This is a genomic window from Ancrocorticia sp., assembly GCF_052089425.1.
Classification (GTDB): domain Bacteria; phylum Actinomycetota; class Actinomycetes; order Actinomycetales; family Actinomycetaceae; genus Ancrocorticia.
On sequence record NZ_JBQCZW010000045.1, the window covers coordinates 1 to 14368 of the forward strand.

Annotated in this window: 14 protein-coding genes and 1 pseudogene; 4 read left to right on the forward strand and 11 right to left on the reverse strand. The window is 55.8% G+C overall.

All coding sequences use genetic code 11. The features are described from left to right. A partial coding sequence (locus tag ACTHV6_RS10725) for a TetR-like C-terminal domain-containing protein (RefSeq protein WP_441387529.1) occupies nt 1-593 on the forward strand: 593 nt, incomplete at its 5' end. Nucleotides 594-708: 115 nt separating this feature from the next. Here ACTHV6_RS10725 and ACTHV6_RS10730 read toward each other — a convergent pair. The 8 genes and pseudogenes from ACTHV6_RS10730 to ACTHV6_RS10765 form a co-directional block, all read right to left on the reverse strand. Beyond that, nucleotides 709-1476 carry a hypothetical protein gene (locus ACTHV6_RS10730; protein ID WP_441387530.1) on the reverse strand — a complete coding sequence of 256 codons (768 nt, stop codon included), beginning with the start codon at nt 1474-1476 and terminating at the stop codon, nt 709-711. A gap of 1327 nt (nt 1477-2803) precedes the next feature. After that, on the reverse strand, nt 2804-3262 hold the full coding sequence (locus ACTHV6_RS10735) for a transposase (protein WP_441387532.1): 459 nt from the start codon (nt 3260-3262) through the stop codon (nt 2804-2806). 107 nt (nt 3263-3369) lie between these two features. Beyond that, complete coding sequence (locus ACTHV6_RS10740) at nt 3370-4662, reverse strand: IS110 family transposase (protein WP_441387534.1); 1293 nt, start codon at nt 4660-4662, stop codon at nt 3370-3372. 253 nt (nt 4663-4915) lie between these two features. Then, nucleotides 4916-5679 (reverse strand): annotated as a pseudogene (locus ACTHV6_RS10745) (IS256 family transposase); the annotation flags it as partial. Between the two features lie 174 nt (nt 5680-5853). Next, nucleotides 5854-6069: a hypothetical protein gene (locus ACTHV6_RS10750; RefSeq protein ID WP_441387535.1), complete on the reverse strand. Its 216-nt coding sequence runs from the start codon at nt 6067-6069 to the stop codon at nt 5854-5856. Between the two features lie 24 nt (nt 6070-6093). After that, nucleotides 6094-6261, reverse strand: coding sequence for a hypothetical protein (locus ACTHV6_RS10755; RefSeq protein WP_441387536.1), 168 nt, complete (start codon nt 6259-6261; stop codon nt 6094-6096). A gap of 233 nt (nt 6262-6494) precedes the next feature. Continuing rightward, a complete protein-coding gene (locus ACTHV6_RS10760) occupies nt 6495-7463 on the reverse strand; it encodes a hypothetical protein (protein WP_441387537.1) in 969 nt (322 codons plus the stop codon). 120 nt (nt 7464-7583) lie between these two features. Then, nucleotides 7584-8390, reverse strand: a complete 807-nt coding sequence (locus ACTHV6_RS10765) for a hypothetical protein (RefSeq protein ID WP_441387538.1) — start codon at nt 8388-8390, stop codon at nt 7584-7586. Nucleotides 8391-8585: 195 nt separating this feature from the next. Between ACTHV6_RS10765 and ACTHV6_RS10770 the strand changes: the two genes are divergently transcribed. Further along, complete coding sequence (locus ACTHV6_RS10770) at nt 8586-9182, forward strand: TetR-like C-terminal domain-containing protein (protein WP_441387539.1); 597 nt, start codon at nt 8586-8588, stop codon at nt 9180-9182. On the opposite strand, the gene ACTHV6_RS10775 is transcribed toward ACTHV6_RS10770, so the two are convergent. The 3 genes from ACTHV6_RS10775 to ACTHV6_RS10785 are packed head-to-tail and all read right to left on the reverse strand — an operon-like array spanning nt 9179 to nt 12093. Further along, nucleotides 9179-10084 (reverse strand): Rossmann-like and DUF2520 domain-containing protein, encoded by a 906-nt coding sequence (locus ACTHV6_RS10775; RefSeq protein WP_441387540.1) that lies wholly within the window; start codon nt 10082-10084, stop codon nt 9179-9181. The two genes, ACTHV6_RS10770 and ACTHV6_RS10775, sit on opposite strands and share 4 nt — an antisense overlap. A 9-nt stretch (nt 10085-10093) precedes the next feature. Beyond that, nucleotides 10094-11608 (reverse strand): PH domain-containing protein, encoded by a 1515-nt coding sequence (locus ACTHV6_RS10780; protein WP_441387541.1) that lies wholly within the window; start codon nt 11606-11608, stop codon nt 10094-10096. Beyond that, the gene (locus ACTHV6_RS10785) at nt 11605-12093 is read right to left on the reverse strand and encodes a PH domain-containing protein (protein WP_441387542.1); all 489 of its coding nucleotides are present in this window, start codon (nt 12091-12093) and stop codon (nt 11605-11607) included. Before ACTHV6_RS10785 ends, ACTHV6_RS10780 begins: the two co-directional genes overlap by 4 nt. A gap of 157 nt (nt 12094-12250) precedes the next feature. On the opposite strand from ACTHV6_RS10785, the gene ACTHV6_RS10790 reads away from it, so the two are divergent. Both ACTHV6_RS10790 and ACTHV6_RS10795 read left to right on the forward strand, forming a co-directional pair. Then, nucleotides 12251-12799, forward strand: coding sequence for an NADPH-dependent FMN reductase (locus ACTHV6_RS10790; RefSeq protein WP_441387543.1), 549 nt, complete (start codon nt 12251-12253; stop codon nt 12797-12799). A 172-nt stretch (nt 12800-12971) separates the two neighbouring features. After that, on the forward strand, nt 12972-14081 hold the full coding sequence (locus ACTHV6_RS10795; RefSeq protein WP_441387544.1) for a Fic family protein: 1110 nt from the start codon (nt 12972-12974) through the stop codon (nt 14079-14081). The last annotated feature ends 287 nt before the right edge of the window (nt 14082-14368 follow it).

The following is a 14368-nucleotide window of genomic DNA, read 5'->3' on the forward strand; positions in this document are numbered from 1 at the left end:
CTGAGTTTCGCGGGCGACCCTATGATTCCGAGATCGACAAACGACTGTTCGAGGTCACAAAATCCATGTTGGCCTCCGATGGTTTTGAGAACCTTTCAGTCTCACAAATCGTGATCGAATCCGGTACAACACGCTCTGCCTTCTATCGCCGGTATAAGGACCTTTCAGCGCTGGTACTGGCCGTTCTACTTCACGAGTTCCCTACCGACTTAACTAAAGAATTCGATACGGGATCGCTCCCAGACGATCTACGAGCCATCCAAGAAGACCAGCTGGACTTTTTTACCACACCTCTCGTTTACCGAGGACTCAGCGGCTTCCTTGCCCAACTTCGCTCTGAGGATTCGCAACGCCAACAATTTGCCGAATACTTCTTGCACCTCCGGAGAGAAGCAACCAGACTCATCATTGATCGCGCCGTTGAACGCGGGGAAATCAAAAACGGTTACGATCCGGACCTGATCTGCGACATCATCACGGGTCCATTCATATTCCGGACCATCCTCCCCGAAACCGGACCACTCGACACAACACTGGTTAATGGCACTGTCAAGGCAGCCCTCGGAGTACTCGGATATCAGCGAGACGCCTAGCCGTTCGGGTGGATCGCCTCATCCACCCGCTCACGCTGAGCATCTGGCAGAACCCGGCGCTGATTCGCCCGATCTGCGGTGGCCGTAGCGAGCGCACGATGAACTTGAGAACCCATCACGGCGCCTCAAACAATTCAGGATGCGCGGCGATGTACTCCTCGGCCTCTGCCACCGTATCATCCCACTTCTCCCGAGCCGCAAACAGCTCTTCGGCGTGCTCCTCGATTATCGGAACCTGACGCTCAGCAATAATATCCGCTGCACGCTGAGTAAAATCGATCTGATCCTTACACTCAACAGTTTTCAGCGCCAGCTCAACCTGCTCCTCATTGATGTTCTCAAAATCAGCGGCCGTCACTAAACCGGGCACATTCTCATCGAACTCCATGCCACTATTCTGGTAGCAAGCCGTGAGTTCTCCGAACAACTCCTCCATCCGAGGGTCCCGATTAACTGCAATCTCCTCATCGTTCAGAGCTTCTTGCCCAGGTCCGATTGTCCACAACCGATTCTCGTCAAACTGCTCAACCTGATGCGTGGAATTGCAGGTCTCAAACACCTTATCCCGTTCCGACTCTGGGATAGTCTCATTGGGCCACGGGATCGGTTCGTAATCGGGAGGTGGATCCACAATTCCATTAACTATAAGACCACCATCACCCATCGGTTCAACGAATCCAAATTTCTCTGCCACAGGTTTTGTCCAAGGACCGTATCTATCCCACATATGACGCGTTGGCATGTACCCGTCTGGCTCCTCAGCAACCCACGGAATACCCAGTTCATCACGGGCACATTGAGCGAGAGCAGCGTCTCGCGCCGCATACATCACCGAACTATCTTCCTGTTCACCGAGCGCAACGTTGTCCACAGGAAGTGTCACGACCGCCGTTTCTGGATCTACCTCCGCCTTACGATTTAGACCACTAAGGTCAGACTCCACGTCTCTCGACTCACTAGTTGGATCGCTACTTGTATCACTTCCACACGATGCGGTGGCAAGAGCAACGAGAAGTAGTAATATACGCGCGGCACTGCGCTGACCCCGAATTCTCATTTCATCCCCGTTCGTGGCAGTTCCGGTGGGGCCAAGTCAATGCACTCGGCCCCACCGGTTTACCTACTTGTCTCTACTTACGCGCAGTTCGTCCCATCATAGAAACGGATGTACCTTACGCGGTCCTTCCAGTTCTCACCACTGTATTGTCCACGACCAGCACCGTTGGAAAGGTTCGGGTCGCGGTAATTCGATCCAATCCTCGTCTGACTGTCGAGAATAAAGAAGTGATTTGTCGAACCGCTCCCGGTACGGAAGCTTGTCCTATGGCACGAGTTACCGTTCGCCCATGCAGAGTTGGACACAGTGGTATTCACGAATCCATCGTATTGATTTGCAGCCCATTTGCCCGAGTAATTACTCCCCTGCCAGAGACAACCCCATCCCAATGCGCAGCTTGCCGCCATCGGCGAAATCTCGCTATCGTGCTCTAAAAGAATACTGTTCACAGTCTGATCAACTGTCGGAATCTCGTCAGAATCGTCCGCTTGCGCGGAGGTTGCGAACAAACCACTAGTTGCTAGTATCAGTGCTGCCATTGCTCCGCAGCCTAACTTATTATTCCTATTCATTTGAATCCCTCCACCACCACTAATAGCACCTCGGCAATGAGGCGCGTACCTTAAGCCTACGGCCGAATAGTTATTTATGCAACACACTGTTCTACAAATATGATGTCCACTACCATCGCTCTAAGAGCAAAATCAATAGCATCGAAATTATAAACGAAACAGGTTGAGCTCTATGTGTAATTCTTCAAGGAATACTTCATTGAGCAAACTTCCCAAACAGATAGTTCATCGATGTCATAGGCTAGAGCTATTCCTTCGTTGCCCCGCGGTTCGCATGGATTACCTGTCGTACAGGTTTGCTATTCTAGGAGGCATCACATAATTAGCAGGGTCAGCGAGCCGCCACCCCTAGTAGTGATGCTCGAACTCGTACGCCAGCTAAGTATCGCAACATCACACATCTCCGGCCGTGTACCACTGTCAGTTCACGTCATCGCCAACAGCCTTACGTTCAAATGGGACTCGCGGCCCCTCTCGGTCGCGGCGCTCAACTCTGACTACACATCAGCTGTCGTGAAGTCAAAAATCCTAGTGTCCCGCGGGTCTGTAAAGCTATCGGTGTGACTTGTGTTGGGTGATTGTCAGGCGGCTTTGGCGGATAGGCGTCCGTCGAAGGTGATATCGAAGGCGTTCAGTGCTTGTTTCCAGCACCCAGTCCAGCGGGCTCGGCCCTTGCCTGTGGGGTCGAGTGCCATGACGGCCACGTAGATGCATTTGAGCGCGGCTTGTTCGTTGGGGAAGTGCCCGCGGGCCTTGACAGCTTTCCGTATTCTTGCGTTGACGGACTCGATGGCGTTGGTGGTGCACACGATCCGGCGGATCTCCCGGTTAAAGCGCAGGAACGGCGTGAACTCCGCCCACGCGTTCTCCCACAGCCTGACGATTGCCGGATACGTGGCACCCCAGGTCTGCTGAAAGTCGCTGAACCGGTCTTCGGTCTCCTTGACGGTCGCTGCCTGATAAACCGGCTTCAAGGCCCGGGAGATCGCGTCCCAGTCCTTCCGTGAGGCATACGTGAATGAATTCCTCATGAGATGCACAACGCAGACTCCCGCTGTCAACCTCAGGTTTTGGTGTCCCCTTTTTTGGGCGCAGTGAGTATTGGTATGAGTGTTCGTTCTTCCTTGTGTTGCGTTGGTGGGGCTAGTTAGCTCGCGGCTTTGATTTCTTGGTTCGTGTCCGTTAGCAGGGCTATTGTGTTTTCGTGGTTGTGGATGGCTTCGTAGCGTCTGGCATGTTGAGTGAGGTCATACTGGGTGTGGGTGTGCCAGCATTTCCAGAGGATTCGCACCCATCTGGTGCCGATACCTCGTAGGGCTCGGTGGTGGCCTTGTCCGTTGTCGCGTGCTTGCTCGTACAGGACGCCACTCCAGTGGGGGTCCTCTCGCACAGCAACAAACATCCACCAGTCGATAGCATGGCGCATTCGTTTGTTCGCGGCATAGCGAAACCTGACTTGTCTGGTGCGTCCAGAAGCTCTGGTGACGGGTGCCAGCCCGGTCTCAGCCAACAGTGCCGCGGCTGTGGGGTATCTGGCACGGTCTTCTCCCATGCCAGCCAGTAGCGTTGCCGCTGTAACTGGGCCTAAGCCTGGAAACCCTGTGAAGATTGGCGTGTCGGGATGGGCATTGAGAAGGACCCGTATTTCTTTGTCAAAGTCCCGTACGTGCTGGTTCAAGAGTTGGAGTTCCTCAGCGAAACGCACGGCAGCGAACGCCTTCCCGCGCGTTGTTCCCGGACTTGCTGATAAAGAATGTTCTCGGAGTCGCTGTAGGAGTACTTCTGGGGCGACTCGACCGGTGTATGAGTGGCGCCGCGTGAACGCTTCCATGCGCGCGGGCCCGATATGGCGGGCCCGTTCAGGTGTGGGATAACGTTTGATGAACTCCAAGGTAATGTCCCGATCCAGTGATGAAAACAAGTGCAATGGGCCAGGATGATACGTCTGCAAAATCGCCCGCAACTGATTCTCCACATCACGTTGATTCCAGACGATGCGCTCACGGTCCCGAATCGCTGCACGCAATTGCATCAGCGCGTCAGATTGAATATGTAAAGGCCTCCAGTACCCGTGCTCGTGACGCAGCGTATCCGCAAGAACGAACGCGTCGAACGCGTCCGACTTCTTGGCCTGGATCCGGTACCTCTCCCGCGCTCTCGCCGAAATTTTCGGGGAAACACAATACAAAGGAAACCCTAAAGTCAGAAGAAACTCCACCAGAAGTCCCTCACTACGCTCAATCGCCATCAACACTGTCCCAGAAAAGCCTTTCAGCGTCTTTTCCAAGGCCGCCAAACCCTCAGCCGTGTGATAGTAGCGCTTCTGGATCAGGCTTTTTCCTGCGCTATCGATCACGCAGAGTTGGTGGAAGCTACCTCCCCAGTCAATCCCCGCAAAGTATTGTTCACGATCACCGTTACTTCCTCTAATTATTGCCACGATCCTATGTCCTTTCGGTAGTCAATAACGTCGTTGTTTTCAACCACCCGTATCGGCATCATGGCAGCCCTTGAGTCGAGAACCTTATCTAGGCAATCACCCCAAAAGTGTTGCGTCTCCCGCTGGCTGATTCACAAGCACTGCCCCGCGATGAACGGACGGGTCTGCATGCGGACCTCACGAGTAACACGTTTGCATAGGTCCTGTTCATCACGACACAGATGGCTAACCAGAAACTCTGGTCACCCCCATTGTGCACAGATAACGTCTGCACGATCGTCTCCGGCCACACCGCGGCCACCGAATCTGGCAGTCCTTTCAACCCGTCACACACCAACATGAGAACGTCCTCGACACCGCGATTCTTGATCTCCGTGAGTACCTGGAGCCAGTATTTCGCGCCCCCACCCCATCCCCGCACCACAGGCCCAGAATGTCGCGGTTACCTTCGGCTGTGACGGCCAGGGCTAGATAGATCGGCCGGTTCGCCACCTGCCCATCGCGTACTTTCACGTGGATAGCATCAATGAACACGACAGGGTAAATCGGCCGGTTCCGCCATTCGTTCATGCCCTCAAGGACCTTATCCGTAATCGTGGAGATCGTCATCTTGGACACCTCGGTGCCGTACGCGTCAACCAGATGCGCCGCGATGTCACCGTGTGTCATGCCCCGAGCCGACAGGGACAACACGACGTACTCAATGGACCCGAGGCGGCGCTGGCGTTTCTTCACGATCACGGGTTCGAACGTGCCAGCACGATCCCGAGGTCCGGCGATCTCGACGGGCCCGCCCTTCGTTGTAACCGTCTTGGCCCGGCTCCCGTTGCGGGCGTTGCCGCAGGCCGATCCTGCGCGCTCGTGCTTACCGTAGCCAAGGTGATCAGTCATCTCACCCTCAAGTGCGGACTCAACAACGAGCTTCGTCAACTCCGCCAACAGCCCATTCTCACCGTCAATGCCAATACCGTTCTCGCGGGCCTGCCCGACAAGCTCGGCAACGAGTTTCTTATCCACTCCCCGGCGTCACCGACGAGGTAGAGGTGGTGGGGGAAGTAGTGGTCACGGGTACCTCGGACACTTCACTCGGGGCCTTCACGGGCAAATCCTGTTGCGTTGTCATCATGGATTCTCCTTGATCGGAGTTCCACCGTTAAACTTACAGTCCCTGTCCCGCGTAGTTAGTACGTTCTAATAGTCGTCCGAGGGACTCGATATCTGGCCGGCAGTCTTGGTCCAGATGAACGACTTCGGATTCTTGTTCCACGCGGCGATCCAGTTACGGAGGTCTTTCTCCAGCGCCTCCACGCTGCGGGAGTCGGAACGCTGGAGGAGATCGCGGGTAACTTCGGCGAAGAGCCTCTCGAACTGATTGATCCACGACGAGTAGGTGGGCGTAAAGTGCATGTGGAACCTCGTAGGCTTTCCAAATCAGGTCTTCACCGTGGGATGCTTGTGGGTGCCGTAGTTATCGCAGACCACGTGGATACCCAGATGCTTTGGCACGTTCTGATCGATCTTGGTCAGGAACTTCTTAAACTGCACCGCCCGGTGCCGGCGATACGTGGACGCAATCACGGTGCCATCCGTGACGTTCATCGCCGGTCCCTTCGTCTTCCGGACCATCCTCCCCGAAACCGGACCACTCGACACAGCACTGGTTGACGGCACCGCTAATGCAGCGCTGGGCGTACTCGGATATCAGCGAAACGCCTAGCCGTTTGGCTGGACTACCTCATCCACCCGCTCACGCTGAGCATCTGACAGAACCCGGCGCTGGTTCGTCCGATCCGCGGCGGCACTAGCAAGCGCATGATGAACTCGGGAACCCATCAAGGCGCCTCGAAGAGTTCAGGATGGGCGGCGATGTACTCCTCAGCCTTTGTCAGCGCCTCGTCCTGCTGATTCTGGATCTCGACGAATTCACTTGCATACTCTTCGATGATCGGTGCCTGATATCCTGCCATAATGTCCGCTAATCGTTGGGTGGAATCCGTCGATTGTTGACATTTCGCCACTTTAAGAGCCAGCCCAACTTGTTCTTCGTCAATGCGGCTTTCATCCGCAGCCGTCACCAAGCCGGGAATATCCTCATCAAACGTCATACCCTCTGAGTCATAACACTCACGCAAGTCAGTGAAAACTTCCTTAGCACGCGGATCCTCAACCGTCTTGGTGTACACCTGATTCAAATCATCCTGCCACGGCCCACTAAAACCATCATCAACACTGTTAAAGTAAGCCGCATCTGCATCATCAGCACATTTTTCTATGGCCTCGTCCAACTGATCATCGGGAAGCGGCACAAAGCCGTCGTTTTCCGATTGTGGTGCGCTTGGCGCGCCCTCGATCCCATTTGCCACCATATCCGCATCAGTCATCGGTGGAACAAACGCAAACCTTTCGGCCATATCCTGCGTCCACGGACCGAACCGGTCCCACATGTCATAGACGGAATCATCTACGGGAGGAAGAGACATCATCGGTATCCCCATTTGCCTCGCACATTTCGTGGTTGCAGCGCTACCAGCTGTCGCCAGAATGTCTAGATCATTCTGGGACAACTGGAAGTGATCAGCAGGCATCACAACCGTTGCAGAATTCGGGTCAACCTCAGCAGTCAATTCAAGTCCACTCAGATCGGATTCCTTTGTCTCTGATTCATTGCCACTATCTCCACTGACGGTTTCGTTTACACATGATGCCGTCAAGAGAGCAACGATGAGAAATGACGCTCCCACACGAAGGTGGCTCTGGAATCTCAGAATTCCTCCATTAGATATTAGAATCACAGCTGCCAATCACGGCTCCTCAAACAATTCAGGATGCGCGGCGATGTACTCTTTTGCTTCTGTCACGCGTTCATCGATGGTATTCCTTTGATCGCTCAACTCATCTGCATACTCTTGAATAATTGGGGCCTAAAGATCTGCCATGATGTCCGTGAGCCTTTCTGTCGCATTCACGGATGTCTGACAATCAACTACCTTCAATGCGAGCTGGATTTGTTCCTCGTCGATCACCTCGACAGTTGCGGCTGTTGGAAAACCTGGCGAGTCTTCTTTCATCGTCATTCCCTGCTGTTCAAAGCACACAGCCAGCTCATCAAACACTTCGTTGGCGCTGTCATTCCCTTCCAGAAGGTCGGCCGAACCTCCAAGATCCTCTGCCCACGGACCATAATCCACCACGTTGGTTTCCATAAAGGACATAACAACCGGATCGTCGTTGCATGTCTCCGTGACTTGCCCAATTTCGGATTCACTCAGCTCAGTATTGGGAACTGTTGGTTCCTCATAATCCTCCGACTTGGGCTTTAATCCTGTGGTCATAAGTCCAAGATCAGATCGTGGTTGAGCAAATCCGAAGTTACTTGCCATGAATTCCGTCCAAGGTCCAAACTCACGCCACATGTTCACATAGGAATAGTCACCATCGGAAATGTTCCACCCAGTCCATGAGAGTCCATTTTTCCTCGCGCATGCTGCCATCGCACCGCTCTGAGCACTCAGAAGAGTATCCGACTCTTCTGCCGAAAGCATGAACCGGTCCCCAGGAAGTGTTACGGTCCCAGCTTCGTAGTTGACTTCCGCTTGGAGACTTATATTCGGCACAGCGGGCACACTCTCGGACGCATGAGGTTCAGCTCCCGAACCACAAGCTGATAGGACAAGCAATGAAACTGCTAAGGTAACGGCCTGACTGCTACGTGGCCGTGTGATAGTCATGGCATCCTCCTTCCGTCAAGAGGCCCCCGCTCCCGTGCGGAATGTTTCCTCGTCCGTGAGGCCCCTCATCAGTGACGAGCTCGAACCAAGCATAATCACACTGCCTCACTTTACACAACAAGATGTATTGTTTTAAGTATAGAAACACCGGAATATCACGAGAATGTCTTAGATGCCCCTATAATAAGGAGCATTATGATTCATTCGCGCGGGCGACCCTATGATTCCGAGATCGACAAACGACTGTTCGAGGTCACAAAATCCATGTTGGCCTCCGATGGTTTTGAGAACCTTTCAGTCTCACAAATCGTGATCGAATCCGGTACAACACGCTCTGCCTTCTATCGCCGGTATAAGGACCTTTCAGCGCTGGTACTGGCCGTTCTACTTCACGAGTTCCCTACCGACTTAACTAAAGAATTCGATACGGGATCGCTCCCAGACGATCTACGAGCCATCCAAGAAGACCAGCTGGACTTTTTTACCACACCTCTCGTTTACCGAGGACTCAGCGGCTTCCTTGCCCAACTTCGCTCTGAGGATTCGCAACGCCAACAATTTGCCGAATACTTCTTGCACCTCCGGAGAGAAGCAACCAGACTCATCATTGATCGCGCCGTTGAACGCGGGGAAATCAAAAACGGTTACGATCCGGACCTGATCTGCGACATCATCACGGGTCCATTCATATTCCGGACCATCCTCCCCGAAACCGGACCACTCGACACAACACTGGTTAATGGCACTGTCAAGGCAGCCCTCGGAGTACTCGGATATCAGCGAGACGCCTAGCCGTTCGGGTGGATCGCCTCATCCACCCGCTCACGCTGAGCATCTGGCAGAACCCGGCGCTGATTCGCCCGATCTGCGGTGGCCGTAGCGAGCGCACGATAGACCGGAGGAATGTCGGTTGCGCCATCCGTGGCAGCGAGCGCATCGATTGCCTGCAGATGTTCGGCTACTGTTCCGGCATCGCCCCGAACAACGGGGCCTGTCAGAAGCTTCTCGCCCGAGCGTAGCGCTCCGTCAATCGAGGCGTGGATTAGTGGCGTGAGATATGCACCAGGATCCTCGATGCCAATGCTTTCAAGCATTCGCATGGCTTGATTAACCAAGGTGACAGCGTGATTGGCACCGTGGCAGATAGCCGCGTGGTAGAGCCCGCGATCCTCCTCTTCAATAATGACCGCATGGCCGCCGGTCTCCTCCACAAGCGCCTGCCCGATCGGGAGAAACATGCCAGAGCCCGTGATTCCAAAGGGACAATCGATCAGCCGCTTGAGGTCCAGCGAGGTACCGGTGAAGGTCATGGCTGGATGGATCGCTAGCGGAATCGCACCGGCCTGAGCCGCCGGATCAAGGATTCCTGTGCCATACCTGCCAGCCACGTGCACGGCCAGATGCCCGCGCTTCCAGAGTCCGAGCTTGGCCATGCCCTCAACAAGTGGACCGAGCTCATCATCAGGGACGGCCAACAGGATCATCTCGCTCGACGCCGCAATTTCCTCGACCTCCATCGCGGGAACGTTAGGCAGCATTGTTTCAAGGCGATCAGTGCTGGCTTCGGAATGCGCGTAGGCGCCGGTGATCGTGTGGCCGGAAGCTCGCAACGCGGCAGCAAGAGTGGCGCCCACCTTCCCGGCAGAAATGACACCGATCTTCAAGCGGCCCGGACGTGTAGCTGATTGCGACATGGGTTTAGCCTACGCGCCCACACGGGCCCGCCACGCCTCGATGCTTTCCTTCTCCGCGACTTGGCGGCGCTGGGCACCCACGCGGGATTCCTCCCACAGCAAGGCCTGCGCATCCTCAAGGCGAAGGTGGGTTTGTTCGGTGCCCACCGTGGTGGCCACCATCCGCATCTTGACATTTGCTAGGCCGAGGCGCTTTTCCCACGGGCCGGCCGAGAGCCCGAGCGACTGGTAGTGATCGTGCAGCACCATCTTCATGGAACGCCTCCACAGGCCACCCCAGCGCATGACGGCAGCCGTGCGCGTAATGGTCATGGCGTTGCGCTTCCACCCAAAGGGATCGAGGAAACGGGATTGGCGCGGAGCGGCCACGAATAGTTGCGAGGGGCCGGCTCCATCGAGTGTTTCCCTGAGGAAGGCATCGGGTTCATCCACGCCCAGATCCGGGGCCAGCACCCACAGCATCCGCAGTGCCTCTTCGCGGGTGGCCACGGGAAGGATCACGGCACTTTCATCGTCCTCAGTTTCAAGCACCGAGCTTGCCACGGTGACCTGTAGTATCCACCAATCGAACCGCCGCCACCACATGGGCTGATAGATCTCCACCGCATGCACACGCCCCGGAGGCGTAGTGGTAGCCGTTGTAGAAAAGAGCCCGGCGCGCGCCCGAACCCCGTTGGCCGCCAGAAATACGCTGGTGTCCCACTTCTTCGAGAAGGCCTTGACGATGTTCCACAGTGCGCCTGCCATGACGAGGATGAGAGGGAGGGCGGCCGTGCCGCTTTCCAGCACCACGAGCGCTATCGTCCCGGCCAACGAGAGGATACCGATTAGAAGGGATGGGGAGACAACCATCGACAGCAGCAACCGCTTGGGAGACAGGTGATAGACCGAATCCTCGCGGGCCGCGGCGCTCAGACCCCCACCGCTCCAATCGCCGATTCGCACTGTTTCGCCCAAACGGGCCTGATTCTCCGCCACAAGAATCGCTTGACGGAGCCCCTCGCACTGATCGCGAGAAAGCAGGCCGAGTTCCAGGCCGTCGCCCCCGCCGGCACTTTCCACTTTGACAGTCCCCATCTTCAGCAGGCGCGCCAAGAACTGCTGGGTCACGTCAACGCTCTGAATCCTGTCCCACCGCAGGTGGAGGTGCTTCTTGATGAACACGCCAGACTTAAATTGGATACCCTCCTGCGTGATCGCGAAGCGCTTGAAGTGCCACGAGATTGCCGCGCCGATGGTGGCCAGAATGCCGAGGCCCGCCAAGATACCCAGCACGCGCCAGAGCCAGATGATGCCTAAGTTCGCAAGAAAATCCCACACATCATCCGCATCGCGATCGGTCAAGCTTTGCTGTCCGAAGGCGAACACTATCACCGCAACAAATGCCCACAAGCGCAGTGCAGCTCCAAGCATCGTGGCCTTGGCGAAGCGGTGCCATTGAAGGGATTCATCCTCGATTTGCGGAGCTGGAGTGAGTGGGGGTGTGGGGGAGGATTCGTCGTCGTCGTTAATAAAACTACTCACAAACCCTCCATGTTGGCCTGCCCCAACGCGGTGAGCTTCACGCGAAGGCGCTCGGCTTCCTCTTTAGACACGGCCGGAATCTGGCCATCGGTACCGGATGAGGCGGTGACCAGATCAACCGAGGCCAAACCGTACCGGCTCATCAACGGACCCGAACTGACGGTAACCTGCTGCATGCGTCCGTACGGGACCACTTCGAGCTTGCTGAACATGATCCCGCGCTTGATAACCAATTCGCCCTCAAGTTCCGCGTAACCCATCGCGCGCACGCGGCGCGGCCAGAGAACCAGAGTCCACACGCATGCCACGAGGATCGCGGCGGCGAAAACCCACGTCCACGGGGAATCCCGCCACACCGTCTCGCTCAGGGTGGCCGCCGCAATGAGCAACGGTACAGTGATCGCAAGTTCGGTGATGATCTTAACCCTGACCAATCGCGCATCGACCGGAGTGAACCAGATCTGGGGAGCAAGCGCTACTTTCATGCAGCCCAGCCTATCCGATGGTGCCGGACGCGGGCAGCGCGCTGGCCGGGCAGGTGGGGTTGCTCTCGTTTGCCCTCGCATTGATAGTGCAACTTTAAATGAACGGGTACGGTTACACACCGAAGCTTATAGTGGAAGCCACTTACTAAGGAGACTCATGAAAATCGGAATCGTTATTGGATCAATCCGCGAGGGACGCAGCGGCGAAAAAGTAGCCCAGTGGCTGTACAACATCGCCAAGGAGCGCACGGACGTTGAGTTCAGCCTGATCGATCTCAAGGAATTCAACGTTCCCCTTCTGACCTCCCCCGTAGTTCCCGGAGCTGCGCAGCGCCAGTATGACGATCCCAACGTGACCGCCTGGGGCAAGGAAATCGATTCCTACGACGGCTTCATCTTCGTCACTCCCGAATACAACCACTCGATTCCCGGCGGCATGAAGAACGCCGTGGACTCCATCGGACCCGAGTGGAATGGCAAGACCGTGGCGTTTGTTTCCTATGGTGCGGATGGCGGAGTGCGCGCCACCGAACACTGGCGCCAGATCGTTGCCAATTTCCAGATGTTCGCCGTGCGGGCGTCCGTGGCGATCTACCTGTTCAACGAATTCGACGGCGGCGAGTTCAAGCCACTTTCCCGCCGCGAAGGCGAAGCCAATGGGATGATCGATCAGCTCATCGAGGCTACGGGGCGCACGCTTTCGTAAGGCGTCAAGCGTTTGCGGGGCTGGGTGGCCTCGCAGGAAAGGGCCGGCAGCGGATTGGATTTCGTTGGCGGCCCTTTCTCATGACGTGTACACGCCGTGAACATATCGAGCGAACGTGTTCAAATTTGCGCGCAATTTGTACATGTCCTCGTCTTATGTCTACGCTTTGAACATGTCGTTTAATCCAGAGCAGCCGTATCAGGACTTACCACCCCTACCCCCGCGTACAGAGGTGGAAACACCCCGAGTTCTGAAAGCGGTTGTGGATGCGAGCCGCCACTTAGCTTCATTGAATATGGCGTGTATGCGACTTCCTGACCCCAGCCTTCTCATTAACATTGCGCCGCTTCTTGAAGCACAAGCATCAAGTGAGATCGAAAACATCGTGACCACCAACGATGAGCTATTCCGAGCTGCTCACGATGCGCTCGACGAATCTGGATCACCCGCTGTCAAAGAGGCTCTGCGATACCGCGCCGCGCTGAAGACTGGATTCGAACACATCCAGAGACGGCCGCTCAGCTTTCAGACAGCCCGTGCCGTAGCCTCTGAGCTCTCGGGTACAGACATTCAAGTACGTAGCTTGCCGGGTACTTTCATCGGCAACCCCAGAAGCAAGAGGCGAGTCTATACGCCTCCTGACGGGAAAGCAGTGCTTCTCGACAAGCTCAGCGAATGGGAGCGTTTCATACACAACCACGAGCCTTTGGACCCCATCGTCGCGATGGCGCTGCAGCACTATCAGTTCGAAGCCATTCACCCGTTCCATGACGGTAATGGCCGAACCGGGCGTATTTTGAACCTCCTCTGCCTGAACCAATTTGGGCTTCTCAATCTGCCAGTGCTATATCTTTCCGGGTATTTCGTGCGCCACAAGGATCAGTATTATCAATTGCTGCGGGCAGTAACTGAAGAGTCCGCGTGGGAGGACTGGGTCATTTACGTGGCCAACGGCGTGAGTGAGTCTGCGCAATCCGCATTGAATCTGGCAGAGCAAGTAGTGGAATCGCGCACCCTACTTGAAGCAGCCATCCGTGCAGATCATCCGAGAATGCCCGCCGCTGACATTGCAGCGTTGCTCCATCGCCAGCCATACGTGCGAATAGATGACGTCGTTCGGCTTGACTTGGCAAAGAGAGCCACCGCCTCAAGCTGGCTCAACGAGCTCGCGGATGCTGGGCTTGTTCTCCAGCAAAAGATCGGGCGCGGACGCGTCTTTATCAATACGGGATTACTCAGCCGGATCTTCTCCATCTCCGATTCAGACACGGCGCCTGCGTAGCGCTCCTCTGAAGGTGGGCGGCGGGCCCAACGCCTTGGTCCCGCTACTGACATGTACACGCCGTGAACATATCGAGCTAACGTGTTCAAATTTGCGCGCAATTTGTACATATCCTCGCCTTATATGGCTCTTCACAGTTGGGGTGTAGGTGTTGGTTTCTGAATCCGGCGGTTTCACTTCCGCATGCTGTAGGAGCCGTGCGTATAGGGGTGGCTTACACCAGATACGGAGCTGTGGCAGGGGTGAGGCTTCGGCGGCAGCAGCCGATGTGGTGTTCACTTCCGCAT